Consider the following 25,155-nt stretch of genomic DNA (forward strand, 5'->3'; position numbering starts at 1 on the left):
AGCTCAGGATATCTCAGTCTGGACACCCTTATTTTTTATCTGTAAGTTGATGAACTTTTGTGGAGTCTAACATTTGCGGTTCTTGCCACAAAGTCATAAATAAGACCATAACTAAAGGCCCTACAAACAAACCAAGCAGACCTAAAGTCTCTACTCCCCCAAGAATTCCAAATAACACAGCTAAAAAAGGCAACTCTATAGCACCACCAATTAACACCGGTTTAACAAAATGATCAGCAACAAACATTACTAAAGTTCCCCAAACCAGAACAATAATTGCGCCAATCATACTACCGAATGAAAACAGAATAATCGCTACTGTAATAAAAACTATAGGCACAACGAAGGGAATCATGGCTGCAAGTGCGGTGATAAATCCAACGAGAGTAGGTGCTGGGAAATCTACCAGACCATAACAAACCCCCATTAGGACACCCACACCTAACCCAACAACAATTGTTCCATTTACTGTAGCCCTCAATGCTCTAGGGAGTCTGTCTGCATAACGAAACCACCTTTTCCCCAAACAAGATTCCCCTACTTGATAAATCTGCAATATCAATCGATCGCCATCACGATAAAAGAAAAACAAACTCAACAGGGTAAAGCCCAGTTGAACACTTCGGTGCGCTAAATTGGAGCCTATTTGTTTTACATAATAGCTCGTTGGCGTTAATGATAAGTGAACATTAGACAGCAGGCTTTTAATCATTCCTGGCTTACCAATATGATTATCCCAATACATCACCAAATCATTTCCCATAAAGGGAAAGTCTTTTAAAAATTCAGGCGCCGCTCCACCTTGTTGATTTATAGCTTGTAAGAAATTAATAAATATCTGTAACTCCTTTATCAATAAACCCAATAACCAGCTTAATGGAAGTAGAAACAATAAACCGATTAACGTTGTAAAAAGTAAAGCAGATAAATTATCTTTTTTCCCAAAAAAATAACGCCATTTTTCATATAAGGGGTAAGTAGCAATAACAATTATGGATGCCCAGATCAACGATGGAATAAAACGATGAATAATAAATAAACTAAGAACTACAATTCCAACAGTCAAACCCATACTAATGAGTTCTTTATGGTTCTCATTCATTTATGCAAAACTCCATGCTAAAAGTTGCATTATTAACCAAGAAGGCACCGCAGCTAATACATCATCCAACATAATCCCAAATCCACCGCGCACTTTTTGATCAATATAATCTATTGGCTGTGGTTTCCAAATATCAAAAATTCGAAATAAAATAAATCCCCAGAGCATCCATATCACTCCTTTGGGAGCCAAAAACATAGTTAATAAATAACCGACAACCTCATCCCAAACGATCCCTTTATAATCATGTACCCCCAAATCCCGGGAAACTTTCTCACAAACCCAAACTCCCAATATAAATGCAAGCAGCGTAAAAAAAAGATAAACTGCCCAATTGGTTCCCATAAGTAGTAAATAGACAGGTATTGCAGCTAATGTCCCCCAGGTGCCTGGAGCAGTAGACATTAAACCACTACCAAAGCCAAAAGCGATGAAATAAATTGGATCTTGGAACACATTTTTTGCTAAATTTATTTGTTTCATTTCTCTTTCTCTATACTTAGCTTATTTTACAGGTTGTATCCAAATACGCTGCTAACGTACCATAGATCAAACCCTAGTTTTTGCTACTGAATCTTCTACACATCCCTGCAAAATCAGACCGGCTCTATTCCGACATCACGCTCCCACGACTTGTCCGCGGGGCATAAGCAGAGATGCGATCCAGAGACAGTTTTTGCTTCTAAGTCTACTAAAAATGTGAATAACCTGCTGGTTTTACCACATGACAGTGATTGTTCACATCTTTCATTCTCAAACCGGGTGTTGCTTCAATTACTCCAATAGGATAACAATGTAAATGAACTTCTTTACAATCATCCATCAATGAAACCAATCGATGTTCTGGTACTGTAAAACATAACTCATAATCATCTCCACCAGTCAATGCCAAATCAACTGCATTATCAGGCCAATACTTATCCAGTAGAGTATGCACTGGAATTGCCCCTTCATTAAGACATGCGCCAACATTGCTCGCAACACAGATATGATTTAAGTCAGCACTAAGCCCATCTGAAATATCTATAGCCGCAGTTGCATAACATCGTAAAAAATCAACTAAATCAATTCGAGGTTTGGGATGCAGTAATTTATTCATTAATTCAGATTTATCTTCTTGAGGCATTTTCTGATTTTCAAGAAATTTAATTGCTAAGGCCGCAGCACCCAACTCACCTGAAACCACAATTATATCCCCAGGTTTAGCACCATTCCGTGATATCGTTTTGTCTTTTGGCGTAGTACCAAAAACAGTTAGCGTTATTGATAAAGGACCTCGTGTTGTATCACCGCCTATTAAAGCCATATCAAATTGACTCAGTGAATCTTTTAATCCTTGCGCAAATAAAGTAAGCCATTGTTGATTGAGTTCAGGCAAAGTTAAAGAAAGAGTAACCCAACAAGGATCTGCTGCCATAGCAGCCATATCACTTACATTGGCCATAACTGACTTGTAAGCAATATCATAAGCACTCCATTGTGGGAGAAAATGAACTCCTGAAACTAAAGTATCCGTGCTCACCAGTAAGTTCATTTCTTGAGCAACTCGTACGCAAGCTGCATCATCACCAATACCTAATAATACATCATCTCGCTTGCAATCAAGTGGTTTAAAAAAGTGATCAATAAGTGAAAATTCATCCATATTTATGATTGATTTCAATTGAACGCACCTGTTGTGCCAAACTATTTAATACACCATTAACATAACGGTATCCATCCTGGGAACCAAATTCTTTAGTCAATGATATTGATTCATCAAGAACAACTTTATAAGGAATTTCAGGACAAAAGAGTAATTCAAAAGAGCCAATACGTAATACAGTCAGTTCAATGGGATTAAGTCCGGCAATTTCTCTGTCAAGAAAAGGAGTAATACGTGCTTCCAAAATCTCAACATGGGCAGGCACACCGTGTAAAATACGGCAAAAATAATCTACATCCACTTTATTCATATTATTAATGATACGAAATTGTGCCTCAATTTCATGCAATTCACTTCCGGACATTAACCATTGATAAAGAGCCTGAAGTGCTAATTTCCGGGCTTTTCTTTTACCGCTTATTGACTGCTTTTCCACCTTAACCTCATGAACTCTTCTTAAACATCTATAAAGTCCTTCTCTCTTAACTTTAAGAGAAGGGATAAAAAATTACTACCAGGGAGAACCTGTTTTCATTTCCCCCGAACTTGATCCGGGGCAAAATGGCCTGATTTTCGAGCATCGACACAGCATACACGGAGTATGTGGCGCATCAGAGTGCAGAAAACCAAGACCGTTTGGTCAAAATAGTAGAAAGGAAAACAAGTCCTATTCTTTATTCATCTGATCAATTGTCTGTCTAAAATCACTGACGTCTTTAAAGCGTTTATATACGGAGGCAAACCGTACATAGGCAACATGATCCAAACTATATAATTCTTTCATAACCAGCTCACCAATGATCTGGGAATCAATTTCTCGCTCCCCTCTACGGCGAATTTCTTGAGTAATCGAAATAATCGATGCTTCCAATGCATCGACACTTACTGGTCTTTTTTCCAAAGCGCGCAACATACCTGAGCGTAAATTATCGATGTTAAATGGCTCGCGCCTGCCATCACGCTTAACGATTAACGGCATGATTAATTCAGCTGTCTCAAAAGTAGTGAAACGTTCATGACATACAAGGCATTCTCGCCTTCTACGCACCTGGGCGCCTTCAGCGACCAGGCGTGAATCTACTACTTTCGTTTCTTCCGCATGGCAAAAAGGGCAAAACATAATTATTTATAAACCGGAAATTCACGACATAAAAGCAATACTTGCTCTTTAACTTTTGCTATAGTCGTTTCATTATTAATATCATCAAGAATATCTGCTATCCAATTGGATAAAAGCGTGATTTCTTTTTCTTTAAATCCTCTTGTGGTTACCGCTGGAGTTCCTAAACGTAATCCACTGGTCACAAAAGGAGAACGAGGATCATTTGGAACCGTATTTTTGTTCACGGTGATGTTTGCTTTATCTAAAGCCGAATCCGCATCTTTACCTGTGATGTTCTTATCAATTAAATCAACCAATAATAAATGATTGTCTGTACCGCCGGAAACAATCTTGTATCCACGGCTCATAAGTACTGAGGCCATGGTTCTGGCATTCAATAATACTTGTTGTTGATAAGTTTTAAATTCGGGCAATAAGGCCTCAGCAAAAGAAACCGCTTTGGCAGCAATTACGTGCATTAATGGACCACCTTGGTTACCAGGAAAAACAGAAGAATTTAATTTTTTCTCTATTTCTTCATTGGCACGGCATAAAATCATTCCACCTCTTGGTCCTCTAAGAGTCTTATGAGTCGTAGTTGTTACTACATCAGCATAAGGGACTGGAGAAGGATAAAGACCTACTGCAATCAAGCCGGCAACATGCGCAACATCTGCCATGAGATAAGCGCCTACTTTATCTGCTATTGCTCTGAATCGAGGCCAATCAAGGATGCGTGAGTAAGCGGAAAATCCCGCGATAATCAATTTGGGTTTATGCTCCAGAGCCAAACGCTCCAAAACATCATAATCAATTAAACCAGTTTGTGCATCAACGCCATAAGGTATCGCTTCATAAAGCCTCCCTGAAAAATTAACTTTGGAACCATGGGTTAAATGACCGCCATGCGGTAATGCCATACCTAAAATAACATCACCAGGAGCTAATAGAGCCATCATTACAGCAGCATTGGCTTGTGAACCCGAATGGGGTTGAACATTAACGTAATCCGCACCAAAAAGTTTTTTTGCACGCGCAATAGCAAGCTCTTCAGCGACATCAACATACTCACATCCGCCATAATAACGCTTACCAGGATAACCCTCAGCATATTTATTCGTTAATACAGAACCTTGGGCTTGCAAAACGCGTGGGCTTACATAATTTTCCGATGCAATAAGTTCTATATGCTCTTCTTGTCGGCGTTGTTCATCAACAATAGCTTGATATAATTCGTCATCAAAATTTTCTATGGTATAGCTTTGGTCAAACATGAGTAATCCTTGGGAAAATGGTTAAGGCTTAACGATGATGTCATTACGTACCCTGCTAACACCATCCACTCTCGCAGCAATAATCCCTGCTCTTTGTTTCAATCTTGGGGAAGCAACAAAACCACTGAGTTGTACTTCATCTTTAAAGGTCTTAACTTGTATTGCTAAGCCTGTACGCCCTAATTGATTCACTAATGTTGCTTTTACCTTAGCAGTAGTAGTCGAACTATCCAAAAACTCTCCTGTGCTTTCACTACCTGGAGATGCAACACATGCTATGATAAGTATAGATAAAAGTCCCACAAACAGCATTTTAAGTGAGTTACGCATCCAAAAACTCCCTAAAGAAAAAACGTCATAAGACTACCACAAAATTTACTTGGTTACGAATTGTGAATACAAATCGAAAATAATGTTTTTATTTTGATTAAAAATTGTCCCCAGCTGCAAAAACATAACCGGGAACATTAGGTTTTTATTCTCCGTGAGTTCTTCCAATTAATCATTAACCATGACGTTGGTTCCAGTTTCTGAAGGATGTTTCACTACCTGGTTATTTTTCTTGTCATGTCCATGAACATTGTTTGGCTTGGCATTATTTACGATAACTTGCTTCTGATCATTTGCATGATGGCCATGTGTCTTAGCTTGCTTAGAAGTCCCTTTTGTTTTTTTGTGATCTCGATAATGAGGGACAGGATGACGATAATCATGTGGACGCTCATCAAAACCATAAATTTCAGAGCGAGGAGGAACCGAGTGATAATAACCTGCCTCATAATATTCCGGTTCGGTCATTGCACACGCAGTTAAAAAAGATACTAACAAAAGACAAGGGATTAAACGCTTCATGAACAACTCCTGAAACACAAATAAAAAGGGAAGGTGCAATTGAATGCAACTTCCCTATTATCAAATAAGCTATTGCTTATTTTACTAATTTTACTAAATTACTTATTTCTTTGCTGTAATCTCAACTTTCTCGCCTTTAACACCTTTGTTCAGGTAGTTAACGATACGTACAGTACTATTTACGTTAGTCCAACCGGAATAAATAGTGCCGTAAGGGCCTTGAATTAAAAGATTCATACCAGAATGGCAGTAACCATAGTAATACAAGCTGATGTAATGAGGTGCATCATAATAGAATATTGTAAAAGGATCTAAGGGAGCCCCATCATCAAAAGAACCATATACACGGACATTGTCGATGCTGTTATTGATGATTTCAATTTCACAATAACCTGGATACATCGTTGATTTACCAGCAGACTTATGGTTTTTGTCAGCTTCGGTAGCTTTTGGGTGCAAATGTGCATTTGCTGCAAAAACTTGACCAATCAAACAAAAACAAAGAGCAAATAACAAGGACTTCAACTTCATGGTTTCTCCTTTGTGTGATGAAAGCTGCATAGTAGCAAAGTGTTGTATTTAGTCAATAGGATATTTTTATAACCATGAAATAAATAAAATTGAAACTTATAAGCACAATAAGGGTAATAAATTCATCTTTCATGTTATATTTGGCAAATTTCAAAAACCTATCGTTTTTTAACTTAGAAAAAGCAGTTGGCCCCATAGCACTGTGGGTTTCAACTGTTTTTTTAAGTTTAAGTATTTAGGTTTAAGTATTTCAGGGGGAGCATTAATGAAAAGGCGAATGATCATCATGGGAATAGCCTTATTGATTGTTTTTGGTGGAATCATTGCTTTTAACCTGATCAAGGGGTTATTGATTAAGCGTTTCTTTGCAAACTATCAACCACCTGCTGTCTCTGTCGCTTCAGCTGTCGCCCAAGCAGTAGACTGGCAACCGACTATTAATGCAGTAGGTAATTTCGTTGCATTTAATGGGGTTGAGGTCAGCTCTCAAGCCTCGGGAAACGTGGTCAAAATTGATTTTGAATCCGGGCAATACGTTGATAAAGATGCACCTTTAATTACGATTGATGACAGTGTTGATCAAGCGATATTAAAGTTTAATCAAGCAGAATTGACCCTGAAAACCTTAAGTTATAAACGTCAAAATGATTTATTCAAACGAGGCGCCTCCCCAATTTCCATGGTCGATGAAGCCAAAGCAAATCTTGATCAAGCCCAGGCAAAATTGGATCAAACTCAAGCACAAATCAATCAAAAGCATATCACTGCCCCCTTTGCTGGAAAATTAGGTATTCGACAAGTCAACCTAGGCCAATTTATCAGCCCAGGACAAACAACAATTGTTACCTTGCAATCACTAGATCCTTTGTATTTAGAATTTTATCTCCCAGAACAACTCTACAAACGTATTCGCCCAGATCAAACCATTACCTTTTCCGTAGAAGCATTCCCTAATGCTCTTTTTGAGGCGAAAGTCACTGCGATTAATGCTAAAGTGGATGTCAACACACATAACATGTTAGTTCAGGGTACTCTTGCAAATTGCCCTACAGCTGCAATTAAAGATCCCCAAAAATCCTCATTAATCACAACACGAAAAGAACCTATGGGAAATAAGCAAATTATCTCTTGCAATACCGATTTAAACAGTAAGAATAAAATTCATAGTTTTACCTTTGTACCAGGTATGTTTGCTTCGATTGAGATAAGCCAGCCTCCTGAACCGAATACCATCATTGTTCCTTCAACAGCTGTGTCGTACAGCTTATATGGGAATGCGGTTTACATTATAGAAAAAAATGCAGACGGTAAGAAAAACCCAGATGGTTCCGATCTGCTTACGGTCAAGCGCGTTTTTGTCACCACGGGTGAACAACGTGGAAATTATACCGTAATCAAGAAAGGAATTAAGGCAGGACAATTAGTTGTAAGCGCCGGAGAAATAAAATTACAAAATGGTACCCCTGTTGTAATCAATAATAATGTCAAATTAAATGAAATCAGTAATCCGGATATGTTGGGACAGTAAAATCAGTTGAATGCTAATGTAGTAACGTCGCTTAAATGCAGTAAAGCAGAACTGCCCTCAGGCTACGTTTTAAGATGGGCATAGCCCTGTTACACAATTTTTATTCAGGAACAGTTATGAAATTTACCGATCTTTTTATCAAGCGGCCTGTACTTGCCATGGTAATTAGTTTGCTCATTTTTCTTTTTGGTATTAACTCCATTTATAACATGCAAATTCGCCAATACCCCCGCATGGATAATACAGTAATTACCATTATGACCGCTTACCCGGGAGCAGATGCCGATCTTATTGCAGGATTCATTACTTCACCTCTAGAAAAAGCTGTAGCCAGTGCCGAAGGGATTGATTACATGACCTCTTCAAGTACGCAAGGTTTAAGCACCATCACCCTGAATATTAAATTAAATTTTGATCCGCAAGTAGCCTTTACTGATGTAATGAGCAAAGTGCAACAAACCTTGAACCAACTCCCTAAAGAATCCCAACAACCGGTTATATTAAAAGCATCTGATAGTTCCACGGCATTAATGTACATCAGTTTGGACAGTACAGAAATGACACCACAGCAAATTACGGATTATGCAACTCGTGTTGTACAACCACAGTTGCAAACTGTAGATGGAGTAGCTAAAGCAGAGATTTTAGGGGGTGCAACTTACTCCATGCGCATTTTCCTTGATCCCATTAAAATGGCTGCACTGGGTGTTTCTCCCTCAGACGTCTCCATTGTACTTGCTAAAAATAATTTCCTCACTGCTGCCGGAAATACTAAAGGTGAATACGTAGCAATCAGTGTCACTGCAAAAACAGATCTTAATGACACCGCGCAATTCAGTAATCTGATTGTTAAAAGCGATAAAGGATCTATAGTTCGTTTGCGCGATATTGGCAGGGTTGAATTAGGCTCACAAGACTATGATACTTCGGTCACTTTCAATGGAAAAAAAGCAGTATTTATATCCATTACCCCTACGCCCACAGCAAATCCTCTTACAGTTATTAGTGACGTAAGAAAAATACTTCCTTCAATTATCAAGGAGTTCCCCCCATCTCTATCAGGAACAATAGTCTATGATGCAACAGAATTCATTAGAGCATCTTTGGATGAAGTGACTCATACCATTATTGAAGCAGGCTTAATTGTTATCGTAGTCATTTTTTTATTCTTGGGATCGATTCGCTCAGTATTTATTCCTATTGTCACTATTCCTCTGTCACTAGTTGGCGTATGCACTTTGATGCTTATGCTCGGATACAGCATTAATTTACTTACCTTACTTGCTTTTGTTCTGGCCATTGGTTTAGTAGTTGATGACGCAATTGTGGTCGTAGAAAACGTTCATCGTCATATAGAGGAGGGGAAAACTCCTTTTGATGCTGCATTGATTGGGGCTCGAGAAATAGCCACCCCTGTTATTGCAATGACTATTACACTTGCTGCTGTGTATGCACCAATTGGGTTTATGGGAGGACTGACTGGGGCCTTGTTCAAAGAATTTGCTTTTACTTTGGCCTGTGCAGTAATCATTTCTGGAGTTATCGCGTTAACTCTCTCTCCCATGATGTGCTCAAGGGTATTATCTAAAGATATTAGTAGCGGCAAGTTTGTTCATTTTCTCGATACTTTTTTCAATAAACTAAAAGTAAAATACCAAAATGCATTACATAGTTTGCTGAATACTCGGGTAATTATGTTGTTTTTTGCAGCGGTTGTTATACTTATGCTGCCTTATCTCTATACTCATACTTCAGCAGAAACAGCCCCCGATGAGGACCAGGGCTTCTTTTTTGTCATGGCGATGATCCCTCAATATGCGACACTTAATTATATTGAATCCTTCACCAAACCATTTGATGATATTTATAAAAGTTTCCCTGAAACAGAAAATTATTTTACTGTAAACAACAGCAGCCAAACCATCTCAGGAATGGTATTGAAACCATGGAATCAACGCAGCAAAAGCCAGTTTGCTTTAAAACAACCATTACAAGATAAATTATCACAAGTTGCAGGCTTAAATGCTTTTGCAATTGTCCCACCTCCCCTTCCAGGCGGTGGGGGCGGTACACCAGTTCAATTCGTCATCAAAACAACGAATGACTTTCAAAGCTTACTCGATGTTTCCAATAAACTTACCGAAAAAGCCCAAAAAAGTGGTTTATTTATTTATGTCGATAATTCACTCAAATTCAATAAGCCACAAATTGTATTGGATATTAATCGTTCCAAAGCTTCAGAAATGGGGTTAGATATGCAAGCAGTAGGAAGCAGCTTAACCAGTGCTTTATCAGGCGGTTACGTGAATTATTTTAACTTAGAAGGACGCAGTTATCAGGTAATACCCCAATTAAGCCGCTCCTATCGTATGACTCCCGAACAATTGGGACAAATATATGTAAAAACTATTAACGGCACCATGGTTCCTCTTTCAACAGTAGTCACTGCTAAAGAAAAAACTGCACCTAACGCAGCGTCACATTTCCAACAAATGAATTCAGCGACCATTCAAGCAGTAATGATGCCTGGAAAAACGTTAGGCGAAGGTCTGGCATTCTTACAAAATGCCGCCAATGATACTTTGCCTAAAGGCTTTTCCTCTGATTATGGTGGTGAGTCAAGACAATTTATCCAAGAAGGAAGCGCCCTGCTCTTTGCATTCGTTTTTGCAATCATCATTATCTTTTTGGTGCTTTCAGCCCAGTATGAAAGTTTTCGCGATCCGCTAATCGTTTTAATCAGTGTGCCCATGTCCATCTGCGGCGCTTTAATTCCTTTAAATTTGGGTTTGGCAAGTATCAATATTTACACCCAGGTCGGTTTGATTACTCTAATTGGGTTAATTTCCAAACATGGAATTTTAATCGTTGATTTTGCCAACCATTTACAGCGTGAAAAAAATCTGGATAGACGAGCAGCAGTAGAAGAAGCTGCTGGAATCAGATTAAGGCCTATTCTCATGACGACTGCTGCGATGGTGTTTGGGGTATTACCTCTCTTGATTGCCAGCGGAGCAGGCGCAGTGAGTCGTTTTGATATAGGACTAGTTATTGCAACTGGCTTGTTAATCGGCACAGGATTCACGCTGTTTGTAGTCCCTACTTTATATACGTACATTGCAGAAGACCATCGCTCAAAAAAATCTGAGCCTCAGTTTGAGGAAGCAAAAATTCCAGATGTCCAAGTACCTAATCATAATCATTAAAAATAATAGCTGGGTGAGGCTAGCCAAACCCAGAGTTTACATTTAGTTTTAATCAAGGTACGCAATGATGTGTTTTTGTAAAAAATATTTTGCCTGCTATTTATTTCCACGGCTCCAAGTTTTTTAATTGATATTTTTTCAAAGCAATTTAATTTAAAAATGCAACCTTACCGTTCAATCTGGAACCAACTCCTATTTATCTTGTGATACACAGTAAGAGTCAATATGACGAGGGAGTGCATTGGTTATCCAAATTAGTAAACACACAACCTTTTCACACTCCATCAGAATTACTGCGAATAGAACAACCCCCATGAGTCTTTCATAAGAAATTTGTATACCCCACATATAAATAATCAATTTTTAATAAATATTTAAAGAAGTGATGAGAATTATTTTAAGGATTTAATGACAAAATATTCAACAAGTTCATTGCAAGGGATGATTGCTGCGGATAACTATTTAGCTTTTAGGCTCGCTGCAGAAAAAGGGCATTTAGTTAATTCTAATGAAATTAATTAATTTAAGCACCTAACATTGTTGCCTCTAATTAACTCAACTTACGATTGAATTTGTGATAACATTTCGTCTTTTATCAGTACAGGTTTAATTATGGATAAAATCTATTCCCCTGAAGCAATTGAAAAAGCATGCTATAAGAATTGGGAAAATCATCATTATTTCCAACCTCATGGTGACGGTAAAAAATATTGCATCATGCTTCCTCCTCCTAATGTCACGGGCAGCCTGCACATGGGACATGGTTTTCAGCATACGATTATGGATGCTTTGACCCGTTATCATCGAATGTTAGGTGATAAAACTTTATGGCAACCAGGTACTGACCACGCAGGAATTTCAACGCAACTTGTTGTTGAGCGCCAGCTCGAGGCTTTGGGAATCTCTAGAAAAGATCTTAGCCGTGAACAATTTTTAGAGCGCGTTTGGCAATGGAAAAATGAATCAGGTAATACCATCACGCAGCAAATGAGACGTTTGGGTACGTCTGTGGACTGGAGTCGCGAACGATTTACTATGGATGAGGGATTATCAGCGGCTGTACAAAAAGTATTTGTGCAACTCTATGATGAAGGACTGATTTACCGTGGAACCCGTTTAGTGAATTGGGATCCTAAATTAGGTACTGCAGTATCTGATCTTGAAGTACTGTCTGAAGAGGAAGATGGTTTTTTATGGCATATCCGCTATCCTGTTGTTGACTCAACTGAATCGCTTATTGTAGCTACCACTCGACCTGAAACCATGTTAGGAGACACAGCAGTTGCTGTTCATCCTGACGATCCACGCTTCAAACATCTCATTGGGCAACAGGTTCATCTCCCACTTTGCGATCGAACCATCCCCATTATTGCTGATGAATATGTCGATAAAGAGTTTGGCAGTGGTTGCGTTAAAATTACACCAGCCCACGACTTTAACGATCATGAAGTAGGTAAACGTCATAAGCTTCCTGTTATAAATATCTTAACTAAAAAAGCCTCTATTAATAAAAATGCTCCTTTAAAATATCAAGGTATGGATCGTTTTATAGCTCGAGAACAAATTATTAAAGATCTGGAGGACACAGGCTTATTAATTAAAACAGAACCACACAAGTTAAAAGTACCTCGTGGTGAAAAATCGCATGTCATTATAGAACCACTGCTCACTGATCAATGGTATGTAAAAACGCAACCCTTAGCTGAGCCAGCAATCACTGCTGTGAAAAATGGGGAAATTCGCTTTATTCCGGAAAATTGGACCAAAACCTATTTTCAATGGATGGACAACATTGAAGATTGGTGCATCAGTCGCCAATTATGGTGGGGACATCGAATACCTGCATGGTATGACAGCAATGGTAATGTTTATGTAGGTTATAGTGAAAACGATGTACGTTTTAAATACAAAATTAAAGATTCAACTGTGCTAAAGCAAGATGAAGACGTTCTCGATACCTGGTTTTCTTCAGCACTTTGGCCTTTTTCAACTTTGGGCTGGCCCGAACGTACTCCAGAATTAGAACAGTTCTACCCCACTTCGGTACTTGTTACTGGCTTTGATATTATCTTTTTCTGGGTCGCCCGTATGATTATGATGGGCTTAAAATTTACCGGAAAAATTCCTTTTAAAGAAGTCTTTATTACCGGATTAATCCGAGATAGTGAAGGACATAAAATGTCCAAATCTAAAGGTAATGTGCTTGACCCGTTGGATATTGTTGATGGGATTGATCTCGAATCACTTATTACAAAACGAACTTCTAATCTGATGTTACAATCAGTTCGTGACAAAATAATCAAAAACACACGTAAAGAATTCCCTGAAGGCATTAGTGCCTATGGAACAGATGCCCTTCGCTTTACCTATTGCTCTCTTGCATCTACAGGTCGTAACGTACGCTTTGATATAGGACGTGTGGAAGGTTATCGCAATTTTTGCAACAAATTGTGGAATGCTGCACGTTACGTATTGCTCAATACTGATGAAGAACAAATAGATTTCGATGATGGAGCGTTTCAGTATACCCCAGCAGATCAGTGGATTTTATCTCGTTTGCAACACACTATAAGCAAAGTACATCATTATTTTGAAACGTATCGATTTGATTTGTTATCAAACACTATTTACGAATTTGTTTGGCACGAATATTGTGATTGGTATCTGGAATTATCCAAGCCCATATTACAAGATGAACATGCATTGAGTGCTTTAAAACGAGGAACTCGCAGAACTTTGATTCACGTTCTTGATCAAATTCTTAAAATGTTGCATCCTTTAATGCCATTCATTACAGAAGAAATTTGGCAACGTACTACAAAATTAACCAGTGATAATGGCTCAAGTATCATGATTAGCGCTTATCCTCAAGTGAATCCTGAATTCATCAATGACACAATTGAAGAGGAGTTGGAATGGTTAAAATCAGCGATTCAAGCCGTACGCACCATACGTAGTGAAATGTCGATCTCACCGGCTAAGCTTATTCCACTTTATATTCGTAATATTACACCAGTACTTAAAGAAAGAGTGGAAAAATATCAGCATACTTTAAAAGCGCTGAGTAAATTAAATCAGATTCATTATCTGGGAGCAGATGAAAAAGTGCCTGTATCTGCAACTGCGATATTGGGTGAAATTGAATTACTCATTCCTATGGCTGATTTGATTGATAAAGATGCGGAATTGACGCGTTTAACAAAGGAATTAGCTAAATTAGATAAAGACATTGGGCTTGCTGAAGGTAAATTAAATAATCCTAAATTTACTGATAAAGCACCTGCAGAAATTATTGCTAAAGAACGTGAAAAATTAGCTCAGGCACAGCAAACTAAAGAAAAGCTACTCCAACATAAAAATCGGGTAGAATCACTTTAATAAGTAATTTGCTTTACTCTATAAACCTAAATCATGCCAAAACAAGATTTAGGTTTCCTTCCAGATTATTCCTGTGTAGCCTTACTGCAGGCAGCCCGGCTACACATTACATGCACTCAGATTACGAAATTATAAAACTGAATCGTTTCTTTTTCCAACGACTCTATGAGTGATCCACCAAGCAAGTAACAAAGTAGATAAAACTGCTAAATACACACCTATATTTTCCCAGCCCGCACCAACCAATTGCAAAGCATCTGGGCTTTGAAAAAGTGAAAAAGGAATAGCAAGCAAGACATCCATAATTGCAGAACCTGCTACCAGACCACAGGCAATCAGAGTCCCTCTTTGTTTGCGAATCACTGCTTCTTCTTTAACAGGAGTTGTACGTTTCAAACGTTCTTTAACGAACAATGCAATCATACCGCCAATGAAAAGAGGAAACGAAGAGGAAAGTGGTAAATACATTCCTATAGCAATTCCTAAAATGGATAAATTTAAATAACGCCGTAATTTAAAAATATAATTGAGAAAAATAATAATCAGAATAATTGCAGAACCGATCAACATCATGGTCCAAGGTAATGAATTTCTGAAAACAGCCTCCGTAATAGCAGCCATTAAAGCAGCTGTTGGTGCAGGCAAAGATTGGCTTATATCCATATCAGAATGAGGCATTACTCCTGCAATTCCATACACATTAAATAACAACTGCATTACCGGCGGAATAACTAAGGAAGAAATCACTACACCCAACAACAACATCAATTGTTGTTTCCATGGGGTCGCCCCGACAAGCTGGCCCACTTTGAGATCTTGGGTATTATCATTCGCAATTGCCGCAATGCCGGTAACTACAGCTCCAATAATAATCGTAATTGCCTCAGCTGCCTGGATTTGTTGCGTACTTAAGGGTAATGGCAATAAATGATCAATAGCGACTAACAACAGCCACGCAGCAAAAAGCATTCCTGAAATGACAACGGAACTCCCAGGACTTGCCGTAACACCTACCATACCTGAAAAATAGGCAGTAATAACTGAAAAAATAAACCCTATAAATAAGACATAAAGCACAGCAAGGAAAACTAGAGTTGGTGAATATTGATTATCCAATCCTACTTGTCCTAAAGGAAGAACAAGCTGAAAAAAGAGAAACAAGATTGCAGCAAATGCACCAGTACCTATTAAAATATAAGGTAATGGGATGTCCTTATCAATTCGCGGCAACACAGCATCAACCTTCCCTTTGGACATATATGCTTTCAGTGAAGCCCGAATGCTTCTAGAGAGTGGTTTAACTAATTTTAAAAAAGTCCATACCCCTGCAAACAACATAGCACCTATGCCCAGATAGCGCATTTCACTGTTCCATAAAAATGTTGCAGCTTGTTCAGCAGGATAATGATTTATAAATTCGGGATAAAAGTGGCTGACTACAGGCAATGCTACTAGCCAAGAGATTACTGCTCCCAGAAAGATACTGATTGCCATATCATGACCAACAAGATAGCCAGCACCGATCATCGTAGCAGAAAAACCAGCGCCAAGACCAAAGAGCGATCGTTTTACGACGAACCAATACCCCCAACTGTTAGCAATTACTTTAAATCCAGTTTGGAATAATTCAATAACGGCACCTACCGCTCCTCCAATTAATATGTCTTTAAGGCCTGTTTTTTCAACAGAAGATTTTAATACCTCTGCAATTGCTCTTCCTTCAGGAAATTTTAAAGATTGATCATGAACCAAAATCCGACGGAGCGGAATGGAAAATAATACGCCTAGAACCCCACCACAAACCGCAATGAAAAAATTAGTGAGGTAATCAAAATGATTCCAAAAACCGATAATGATCAATGCTGGAATGGTATAAACAATTCCTCCTGCAACTGCTTCACCGGCAGATGCTGCAGTTTGCACCGCATTATTTTCAAGAATGGTCGAATTTTTAAAAAAGCGCAAAATACCCATAGAAATAATTGCAGCTGGAATGGAGGCAGAAGTCAAAATCCCCAGCTTCAAAGCAAGATACGCATTGGACATGGCCAACAAAACAGTCAGTATGATTGCAAGAAAAATCACTCGAAAAGAAAGTTCTGCGATATTTTTATCAGCAGGTATAAAAGGAGTATCAGCCATTAACGACCCCAAACACGATGCATTATTTCAGGATTGAGTAAAGAAGAAATTTGTGACAAAGGTATTTTTACCGTCTGCGGACCATAAACATAAGCAGCAACCTGGTACGTATCAAAAATAATATTGATTCCATTTGAGGAAAAAGACCAAATCTTATAATTTTTATCTACAGGCTTGGTACCTTCTTCAATCCATTTTTTGTCCGAAAAATTTTTCTTGGCAGCAATTTTTTTGTAGCAGAAACTGGCAATAGGTTTTAAATAATTCACTTCAGGGCGAAATAAATCAGCTAAATCCACTTGGCGGCCATTAATGAAATTTAACACTGCCACTGTATTTGCAGGATGTGCAGCTCCCCGGTGGTAAATCGAAATATTAAAAGACACGCTTAAGGCATTTTTTGTTTTATAAGGCAAAGAATAAGTGATATTCAAACCTGATTTCCCTGGTGCATCAGCAGGAATATCCGTATCACCAGCAATTTCTTTAAAAAAGTTTTTTTTGTTTTTTTCAATAAAATCCTGTATTGCGGCATTGATGCGGGGATCTTTAAATTCTTGCGGGTATTTGATATCAAGAATATAAACGGGCGTCTCTTTTTTAATCGATATTGGATTTACAGACCAAACAGCGAAAGAACTTACAATAAAATATAAAAAGCAAATTGTTTTTAGTGAGTTTAACATCATTTATTTCCTAGTAATTATTCTCTATAGAAACCCATTCCCCTGCAATCATCATACGATGTGATAAGGGATAGGCAAAATAATAACATAGAGCGGCACTGTCACTAACAGACCACAATACCAAATCAGCTTGCATGCCTTTAGCGAGTGTACCAAGCTCTTTTTGCAAACCTAATGCTTTTGCCGCTTGACTTGTAACTGCCGCTAGTGCTTCAGGAACAGATAATGAAAAGAATTGGCAGGCCATGCTCATCATCAAACGTAATGAAGTAGTTGGCGACGAACCAGGATTACAATCGGTGGCAATTGCCATACCTACTCCAGCTCGCCGCAACAGCTCTACTGGAGGTTTTTGTTTTTCACGCAGAAAATAATAGGCACCCGGAAGTAACACAGCAACTGTGTTTGCCTTTGCCATAGCATATGCCCCTTTCTCATCCAAAAACTCCAAATGATCACAAGACAAAGCGCCAAACTCTGCTGCAAGCTCGCTTGCTCCAAGATTGGATAATTGCTCAGCATGACATTTTATAGGGAGATTTAATGTGCGCGCGGCAGTAAAAACTTGCTCTGTTTGTTTGAGTGAAAAAGCAATGGACTCACAAAACACATCCACCGCATCTGCTAAATTCTCTTCACACAATGCAGGCAGCATTTCTTCGCAAAGAGCATCGATATAAGCCTGGCTGTTTCCTTGAAATTCAGGGCCTATTGCATGCGCGCCAAGAAAGGTTTTTCTAACTCTTAATCCTGTTAACTCACCTAAATGCTTTGCAACTCGCAGCATTTTCAATTCATTAGGTAAGTCCAAACCATAACCCGACTTGATCTCGACTGTTGTCACACCGTCAGCACGTAAGGCAAGAAGTCTTGGTAAGGATTGTTGGAGCAATTCCTCTTCAGATGCTGCTCGTGTGTGGTGTACTGTAGATAAGATTCCACCACCTGCTTTGGCAATTTCAGCATAACTAACTCCGGCCAGTTTCATTTGAAACTCGGTTGCTCGATTTCCCCCATAAACCAAATGAGTATGACAATCAATAAGCCCCGGAGTAACTAATTGTCCCTGACATTCTTCTTTATGGGACAATTCATAAAATTGCGAAGGCATTTGTGCTTGCGGTCCACACCATTCAATAAGACCATTTTTAATCACAATAGCTTGCTGAGTTAACTGGTTACCCTGAGCATCAATGGTAGTTGCATTTAATAATAATTTGTCACAGGCAGACATTAAAAATCCCAATAAAGAACTTGATGAGGAGGTTTGATCCAAGCTTTATGATGCTCGGTATCATATATATCCCACTCTTTGGATACAAAAGTTTTTTTATCCACATCCAATAAAAGCCAAGTCAAAAATTCAGCAACTGTATCCGGTGAAATGAGGCGATTTGCCTCTTTCAAGCGCTTATAAAAATTTATCTGCTCATATGCAGGATTTTCATTACTTCGGGCAATTTCTTGCATTTTTGTGTCAATTATTCCGGGCATAACGCTGGCAAAAGCAATTGAATCAGACTCCAACTGCCAACATTTAGTTAGCATCGATAATGCTGCTTTAGATGCACAATACGCTCCCCATCCTCTAATTGCAAAATAAGCAGCCCCAGAACTGATATTTAAAACACGGCCATGAGTCAATTTATCATAGAGCATTTGTGGGAGAAAAAGAGCGGCATTCAAATTTGTATTGAATGCATGAGTCCAGTCTTTAGGCTCAACATCCTTAAGGAGAACCAAGGGGTTTAAAGTTCCTGCATTATTAACTAAAGCACTCACTTGATTCACATGGTTCAGACGATTTTTGATTTCCTTTAAACCTTCATGTGCTGAGACATCAGCACAAACATATTGAATTTTTGAAGAAAACGCTGCAGTTTCCTGCAATAACTGCTCTCTCCTACCTACGATTAAGATTGATTGATCTCGTTTTGCCAAAGAAAAAGCTAATGATCTTCCTATCCCACTTCCTCCACCGGTAATAACAATCACAATGTCCTCTTACTCTTTTTGATTTGCCATGCGCAGATAATACCAGACATTGAACAAACTTGGCATAATTTTATGCGCATGCATTGCCAGATGAAGGAATTCTATTATAGATTGTAAGCAAGAAATCTGGGTTAGGCTCAACTTTTACGATCTTAGAAGTTCTATAGAGAAAATAACTTTAAGGATTTTATCTATGTATCGATTAAGCACGTTACTCAGCAAATCAGCAGAAAAATTTCCCGATAAAATTGCCTTGGTAATTAATCAACAGTGTTATACCTGTCAGGAACTTTATGAATTAACGCATTATCTTGCAGCTTCTTTATTAGAAATAAGGTATCTCAAAAGGAGATTGTATTGCTTTTCTTTTACCAAACAGTATTGAAATTATTTTATGTTACTATGCCTGCTTTATGACAGGAACCATCGCAGTTTCTGTTAATATTCAATTTAATAGAGTGCTATTGAGATAGGATCATCCTGTTATAATAAGTTCAAATAATAAAATAATATCTGAGGTCGATTAATGAGAGTTCCTGTTTGTATCAACTTTGTTTATGGATTAGTCTTTTTATATCACCCGGCATATGCTGCTACAATACAATGTCCGACGGTCATTCAAACAAATCAATCGTTACAACATGAAATAAACGATTGGAATGTATTTACGGATGAATTGAATGGTATTCATCAATTTGAGCGCATTACATTTTATTCGGGTCATCCTAAAGAAAATGCAAGTCTTACACCTGATCATGAACGCTCTAAAGTTAAAAAACTGACTTGGACATTTGGTAAACAAGAGACTTGGGTTGCATGTGATTATACACATACTAAAATTCAATTGATTCGTAAACTTCCTGATGGAACAAAAAGCTGTACTGTGACTTATAATAAAGATTTTTCTAAAGTAACGGCTATTAATTGCATTTAAATGCGGATTTGCTTTATTTAGATAATTCAAGAATCAATTTATGGCTCAAAACAATGAGTCATTTATTTTGACTGCAGAAAGGCTAAGTTATCAATTACTTAGGGAAAGTGATTTTGATGGTTATTTACTGCTTGATAGCAAGGAAAAAGAATGTTTATTTTATAAAATGCACTTAAGATAAAATTGTAGTTTTACATCCTACAATTGTCTTAGGATCTGTAGACAATTCGCTAGATTGAGACATTTTATATATTAGTAAGAGCTTGAGAAAAGATCATAATCTGAACATAGGGAGAGTTTAATGTTTGAACATCTTTCCAATTACCAACGGGCCAATCCTGCACTTTGGCAAGGTAGAAAAGATACTATCAATGCAGAACGGTTCTTTCAAAAAATTATTTTTCCTGTGCAACAAACCGATCTCATTACCAAAGAGAAAAAAACTGTTTTCCTAGGCTTTGCCAGTGATGCGGGTGTTCGTCGCAATATGGGAAGACCCGGAGCAAAATTAGGACCAGATCAAATCAAAACGCAATTGGCAAAACTGCCTTGCTCCATAGATAAACCTCTTTATGACTTAGGCACTATTTTTTGTGAAGAGGATGAACTAGAAACGGCACAAGCACAGTTTGCCCATTTAATTAGTTTTTGCCATCAACAAGGTCACCAAACTGTTGCCTTAGGTGGAGGACATGAAATTGCATGGGCACATTATCAGGGTTTGGCACCTCATTATAGTAAATTGGGGATTATTAATTTTGATGCCCATTTTGATTTAAGGCCACATCAAAAAAACCAGCCAGGTACATCGGGAACCCCTTTTTCACAAATCGCAGCCTACTGTAAAGAAAATAATCAACCTTTCCATTATTGCTGTCTTGGTATCCAAAAAATGGGAAACACACCTTCTCTTTTTGAGCGGGCTAATGAGCTTAATGTTAATTATCTAACTGCAGAAGAGTTATATGCGAATAGTTTAGCCTGGCATTTAGCTTTTCTTGATGATTTCATGCTCAATTTGGATCATATTTATCTGACTCTATGCTTGGATGTTTTAGCAGAATCATTTGCTCCAGGTGTCAGTGCGCCACAACCGCTGGGACTTACTCCCTGGCAAATTTTACCGCTCTTGAAATACATTATTCAAAGTGGCAAAGTAGTTAGTTTTGATGTTGCTGAACTGTCACCGCCTTTGGATCACGAACAAAAAACTGCTAGACTGGCGGCCCTTATTATCGCAGAATTGCTACATACTATTTAAGGAGTCAATTTCATGAAGAACACATTACTATGGGGTACCCTTTTTGCTCTGATTGGTACTCAAGTACATGCTGATGTTACTCAGTCAGTAACGACACCTGCTCCTCAAACCCCAGGCGCCATGCAACCAACACCCGTTACCCCAACTCCTCCTGGCCAAAATTTACCCTCCGTAAATCCAACACCAGCACCAGCTGCCGCCATCAATTGTGAGTATAAAATTTCTCCAGATACTAAAACTATTGATCAGTCATTGGTTATGAAATGGGCCGCTAAAGCGGTTACCCAAGCTTTTGACTTTGATCCAAATAACTTAGACGCCCAACTGCAAAAATTGCAATCCTGTTTTACTGAGCAAGGATGGACTGGTTTTAATACGGCGTTACAAAAATCAGGTAATTTGGAAGCGATTAAATCCCAAAAACTGACAGTAAGCAGTCAAGTAACGGGACAAATTGTAGTAACAGAAGCAAAAGACAATCAATGGAAAATTAATTTGCCACTGCAAGTTGTTTATCAGAATGATAAAGAAAAAGTAACACAATTACTCAGCGTTGACTTAACTGTAGGGCGTAAGATAACTGGAGATTTGGGAATTACTCAAATGATTGCTGCTCCAAGGGGGACAGTAACTCAAAAACTACCGCCCGATTTTAATCCTAACCCAGCTACGGTAATGAATCCAAATATTGAAACGACAACCCCAACAACTACACCGACTACGACCACACCAACACCAACAACAGCCACACCCACAACAACTGCACCGACTACGACCACACCAACAACTCAAACTGCACCTCCTACTACCTCAACACAGCCAACTTCTGCAAATCCTTCGGCAACCCAAACTCCAGCTACTCCTGGACAACCTACTTTGCCAGAAAATCGCTCCACACAACCCACACTTCCAACTAATACCCCTTAATTTGGCATTGTCTTTCTTGATGGGAAAAGGTAGCCTGGGTGATAACCCGGGTTATAGAAAAGTGATGTTTATCCAGAAACCTGGGTTTCGGCTTCGCCTTCACCCAGGCTACATTAGATTAAGGTATTGTTTACCTTAGGTTTTATGCGGATTTAATAGCTGGTTTATTGGCGCCAGGCTCGTTAGGGTATTCCAATACAATAACTTTTGTACCTATTTGGAAAAAGTTTTCACTTAACCATTTGGCAGCACTCGGGAAGATACGCACGCAGCCATGACTTGATGGATGTTCAGGAACTTCATATGCAGCATGGATAGTATATCCTTGATAGAAATAGGTACAATAAGGCATTTTTGCGCCACCTTTAGTATCTACAGGATATTCCCCAGACTTACAATCAACCCCTCTGCGATTATAAACTTTAAAAGTTCCGGTAACAGTTCTGCACGATTGATTTGAATTTTCTTCACATGCATCAATACCTCCTGATCCACCGCCAGTCAGTAAGCGATTACCTTCTTCATCATAAGCAGCCCATGCAGAAACCTTTGGATCGAAAATAAAACGTTTTTCACCTGTGGCCTGAATCTTCTGAGGATAATAATCACGACCTCGTTTGTCTTTTGTATAATGAACCGTCCGATGCACATAACCTGCATCATCAGTAATTAAAGTAGATGGATCATTCTCAACACAGGATGTTAACCCTCCAATACACAGTAACAAACCTGCCCAAAACAACTTATTCATTTTATCTCCACTTAATTAAAACTTGAAACATAACTACTTGCCCCACACTATGCCCCGCGGGTTGTCCGCGAGAGCCAGGAATCCCATAGCATTATTGAATCCCGTGGACAACCCGCGGGACGTAGGCAAGAGAGAGCAGTTACCTTGAAACTTACGACTCTAATTTTCTGTATTTAATTCGTGATGGCCTATCTGCTGCATCACCCAAACGACGTCTTCGATCCGCTTCGTAATCAGTGTAATTGCCTTCAATAAAGGTAATTTGGGAATCACCTTCAAAAGCCATCAGATGAGTACAAATTCTATCTAAAAACCATCGATCATGCGAAATCACAATAACACAACCAGGGAAATTGAGAATTGCATCTTCCAAAGCACGTAAAGTCTCGACATCCAAATCATTACTGGGCTCGTCAAGTAATAATACATTTCCACCGCTTTTTAGTAATTTAGCCAGATGAACACGATTTCGCTCTCCTCCAGAAAGTTGAGCCATTTTCTTTTGTTGATCTGTACCTTTAAAATTAAAACGTCCCACATAGGCACGTGAAGGCATTTGAAAACTCCCTACTTGCATGATGTCATGGCCATCAGAAATCTCTTCCCATACTGTTTTATTGGGATTTAATTCATCACGCATCTGGTCTACATAAGCCAATTGGACTGTTTCACCAACACGAATCACTCCATCATCAGGCTTTTCCTGACCAGTAATCATTTTCAGGAATGTAGACTTACCTGCCCCGTTAGGACCAATAATCCCTAAGATACCGCCTTTAGGAAGTTTAAAATCTAAATTTTCAATTAAAATTCGATCACCAAATGATTTTGTAATTTTCTCCCCTTCAAGAACTAGCTCACCCAAACGCTCACCAGGTGGGATATATATTTCATTGGTTTCGTTACGCTTTTGAAACTCTTTCGAATTCATTTCTTCAAATCGAGCAAGACGCGCCTTATTTTTGGCATGACGTCCTTTAGGTGAAGTTCGTACCCACTCTAATTCAGCTTTCATTGCACGCATATGAGCATCTTCCTGTTTCTGCTCCATCTCTAAACGTGCTTCTTTCTGCTCAAGCCATGAAGAATAATTGCCTTTGTAAGGTATTCCTTCACCACGATCCAGCTCCAATATCCATTCTGCCGCATTATCCAAGAAATATCGATCGTGGGTAATTGCAACGACGGTACCCGGAAAACCTTCAAGGTAATGTTCTAACCAAGCTACAGATTCTGCATCCAAATGGTTGGTCGGTTCATCAAGTAACAACATATCAGGGTTAGAAAGCAATAAACGACATAATGCGACTCGGCGACGCTCACCTCCTGATAATTTACCTACAACAGCATCCCAATCAGGTAATCGCAATGCATCAGCAGCAACATCCAGTTTTCTATCTAAATCCCAACCGCCACCAGCTTCAATAGCATTTTGCAACTCGCCCTGCTCGGCAAGTAAATTGTTCATTTCATCATCGCTCATTGGCTCTGCAAAACGCATGCTGACTTCGTCAAAGCGGGCGAGTTTTTCTTTCATATCCTTTACGCCTTCTTCAACAATTTCCCGTACTGTTTTATCCAGATCCAATTGAGGCTCTTGCTCGAGATAACCAATTTTAATTCCTGGTTGTGGTCTTGCTTCGCCCTCATATTGCGTGTCAACACCTGCCATAATACGTAATAAAGTGGACTTACCAGAACCATTCAATCCTAAGACACCAATTTTAGCGCCAGGAAAAAAACTTAATGAAATATCTTTTAAAATAAACCGCTGATTTTCAACAATTTTGCTGACACGATTCATGGTAAAAATATATTGTGACATAACTACTCCGTCTTTT

General features: G+C 38.7%; 23 protein-coding genes. 8 read left to right on the forward strand and 15 right to left on the reverse strand.

All coding sequences use genetic code 11. The annotated features are described in order from the left end of the window. Window positions 1-28 precede the first annotated feature (28 nt). The 9 genes from A8O27_RS01590 to A8O27_RS01630 form a co-directional block, all read right to left on the reverse strand. Window positions 29-1,102 (reverse strand): AI-2E family transporter, encoded by a 1,074-nt coding sequence (locus tag A8O27_RS01590; RefSeq protein ID WP_058460356.1) that lies wholly within the window; start codon window positions 1,100-1,102, stop codon window positions 29-31. Next, on the reverse strand, window positions 1,103-1,585 hold the full coding sequence (locus A8O27_RS01595; protein ID WP_058460355.1) for a phosphatidylglycerophosphatase A family protein: 483 nt from the start codon (window positions 1,583-1,585) through the stop codon (window positions 1,103-1,105). Window positions 1,586-1,793: 208 nt separating this feature from the next. Further along, the gene (thiL, locus tag A8O27_RS01600; RefSeq protein WP_058460354.1) at window positions 1,794-2,747 is read right to left on the reverse strand and encodes a thiamine-phosphate kinase; all 954 of its coding nucleotides are present in this window, start codon (window positions 2,745-2,747) and stop codon (window positions 1,794-1,796) included. Next, window positions 2,740-3,183 (reverse strand): transcription antitermination factor NusB, encoded by a 444-nt coding sequence (gene nusB, locus A8O27_RS01605; protein ID WP_058460353.1) that lies wholly within the window; start codon window positions 3,181-3,183, stop codon window positions 2,740-2,742. Before nusB ends, thiL begins: the two co-directional genes overlap by 8 nt. 231 nt (window positions 3,184-3,414) lie before the next feature. Next, window positions 3,415-3,867: a transcriptional regulator NrdR gene (nrdR, locus tag A8O27_RS01610; protein WP_058460352.1), complete on the reverse strand. Its 453-nt coding sequence runs from the start codon at window positions 3,865-3,867 to the stop codon at window positions 3,415-3,417. A gap of 2 nt (window positions 3,868-3,869) precedes the next feature. Beyond that, entirely contained in the window at window positions 3,870-5,123 is a 1,254-nt protein-coding gene (glyA, locus tag A8O27_RS01615) for a serine hydroxymethyltransferase (RefSeq protein WP_058460351.1), read from the reverse strand. A gap of 21 nt (window positions 5,124-5,144) precedes the next feature. Further along, on the reverse strand, window positions 5,145-5,453 hold the full coding sequence (locus A8O27_RS01620; RefSeq protein ID WP_058460350.1) for a BON domain-containing protein: 309 nt from the start codon (window positions 5,451-5,453) through the stop codon (window positions 5,145-5,147). 168 nt (window positions 5,454-5,621) lie between these two features. Beyond that, window positions 5,622-5,975 (reverse strand): hypothetical protein, encoded by a 354-nt coding sequence (locus A8O27_RS01625; protein ID WP_064115050.1) that lies wholly within the window; start codon window positions 5,973-5,975, stop codon window positions 5,622-5,624. Window positions 5,976-6,077: 102 nt separating this feature from the next. Beyond that, entirely contained in the window at window positions 6,078-6,506 is a 429-nt protein-coding gene (locus tag A8O27_RS01630) for a hypothetical protein (protein ID WP_058460349.1), read from the reverse strand. Between the two features lie 265 nt (window positions 6,507-6,771). Between A8O27_RS01630 and A8O27_RS01635 the strand changes: the two genes are divergently transcribed. The 3 genes from A8O27_RS01635 (at window position 6,772) to A8O27_RS01645 (ending at window position 14,618) form a co-directional block, all read left to right on the forward strand. Next, on the forward strand, window positions 6,772-8,034 hold the full coding sequence (locus A8O27_RS01635) for an efflux RND transporter periplasmic adaptor subunit (protein WP_058460348.1): 1,263 nt from the start codon (window positions 6,772-6,774) through the stop codon (window positions 8,032-8,034). Between the two features lie 116 nt (window positions 8,035-8,150). Beyond that, window positions 8,151-11,240 (forward strand): efflux RND transporter permease subunit, encoded by a 3,090-nt coding sequence (locus A8O27_RS01640; protein WP_058460347.1) that lies wholly within the window; start codon window positions 8,151-8,153, stop codon window positions 11,238-11,240. A 612-nt stretch (window positions 11,241-11,852) separates the two neighbouring features. Then, complete coding sequence (locus A8O27_RS01645) at window positions 11,853-14,618, forward strand: valine--tRNA ligase (RefSeq protein ID WP_058460346.1); 2,766 nt, start codon at window positions 11,853-11,855, stop codon at window positions 14,616-14,618. A gap of 129 nt (window positions 14,619-14,747) precedes the next feature. Here A8O27_RS01645 and A8O27_RS01650 read toward each other — a convergent pair whose 3' ends face one another. Genes A8O27_RS01650 through A8O27_RS01665 form a run of 4 tightly spaced genes read right to left on the reverse strand, consistent with a single transcriptional unit; the run spans window position 14,748 to window position 19,441 of the window. After that, window positions 14,748-16,760: an OPT family oligopeptide transporter gene (locus A8O27_RS01650; protein ID WP_058460345.1), complete on the reverse strand. Its 2,013-nt coding sequence runs from the start codon at window positions 16,758-16,760 to the stop codon at window positions 14,748-14,750. Continuing rightward, window positions 16,760-17,446, reverse strand: a complete 687-nt coding sequence (locus A8O27_RS01655) for a DUF3298 and DUF4163 domain-containing protein (protein ID WP_058460344.1) — start codon at window positions 17,444-17,446, stop codon at window positions 16,760-16,762. Before A8O27_RS01655 ends, A8O27_RS01650 begins: the two co-directional genes overlap by 1 nt. A 10-nt stretch (window positions 17,447-17,456) precedes the next feature. Then, window positions 17,457-18,680, reverse strand: coding sequence for an imidazolonepropionase (gene hutI, locus A8O27_RS01660; RefSeq protein ID WP_058460343.1), 1,224 nt, complete (start codon window positions 18,678-18,680; stop codon window positions 17,457-17,459). Next, window positions 18,680-19,441 carry an SDR family NAD(P)-dependent oxidoreductase gene (locus tag A8O27_RS01665; RefSeq protein WP_058460342.1) on the reverse strand — a complete coding sequence of 254 codons (762 nt, stop codon included), beginning with the start codon at window positions 19,439-19,441 and terminating at the stop codon, window positions 18,680-18,682. The genes hutI and A8O27_RS01665 overlap by 1 nt, the downstream gene beginning before the upstream one ends. 193 nt (window positions 19,442-19,634) lie before the next feature. Between A8O27_RS01665 and A8O27_RS01670 the strand changes: the two genes are divergently transcribed. From A8O27_RS01670 to A8O27_RS01685, 5 genes are all read left to right on the forward strand, one after another. After that, window positions 19,635-19,826, forward strand: coding sequence for a hypothetical protein (locus A8O27_RS01670; protein ID WP_058460341.1), 192 nt, complete (start codon window positions 19,635-19,637; stop codon window positions 19,824-19,826). Window positions 19,827-19,967: 141 nt separating this feature from the next. Then, window positions 19,968-20,375 carry an STY0301 family protein gene (locus A8O27_RS01675; RefSeq protein ID WP_058460340.1) on the forward strand — a complete coding sequence of 136 codons (408 nt, stop codon included), beginning with the start codon at window positions 19,968-19,970 and terminating at the stop codon, window positions 20,373-20,375. Between the two features lie 40 nt (window positions 20,376-20,415). Next, window positions 20,416-20,556 (forward strand): hypothetical protein, encoded by a 141-nt coding sequence (locus A8O27_RS18675; RefSeq protein ID WP_154669228.1) that lies wholly within the window; start codon window positions 20,416-20,418, stop codon window positions 20,554-20,556. Window positions 20,557-20,676: 120 nt separating this feature from the next. Continuing rightward, a complete protein-coding gene (hutG, locus tag A8O27_RS01680; protein ID WP_058460339.1) occupies window positions 20,677-21,636 on the forward strand; it encodes a formimidoylglutamase in 960 nt (319 codons plus the stop codon). A 12-nt stretch (window positions 21,637-21,648) separates the two neighbouring features. Continuing rightward, window positions 21,649-22,563: a DotI/IcmL family type IV secretion protein gene (locus A8O27_RS01685; RefSeq protein WP_058460338.1), complete on the forward strand. Its 915-nt coding sequence runs from the start codon at window positions 21,649-21,651 to the stop codon at window positions 22,561-22,563. A 142-nt stretch (window positions 22,564-22,705) separates the two neighbouring features. On the opposite strand, the gene A8O27_RS01690 is transcribed toward A8O27_RS01685, so the two are convergent. Together A8O27_RS01690 and ettA are read right to left on the reverse strand one after the other, a co-directional pair. Further along, complete coding sequence (locus A8O27_RS01690; protein WP_058460337.1) at window positions 22,706-23,314, reverse strand: L,D-transpeptidase; 609 nt, start codon at window positions 23,312-23,314, stop codon at window positions 22,706-22,708. Between the two features lie 151 nt (window positions 23,315-23,465). Further along, complete coding sequence (gene ettA, locus A8O27_RS01695; protein ID WP_058460336.1) at window positions 23,466-25,139, reverse strand: energy-dependent translational throttle protein EttA; 1,674 nt, start codon at window positions 25,137-25,139, stop codon at window positions 23,466-23,468. Between the last annotated feature and the right edge of the window lie 16 nt (window positions 25,140-25,155).

Origin of the sequence: Legionella bozemanae (assembly GCF_001648595.1) — a bacterium.
GTDB lineage: Bacteria > Pseudomonadota > Gammaproteobacteria > Legionellales > Legionellaceae > Legionella > Legionella bozemanae.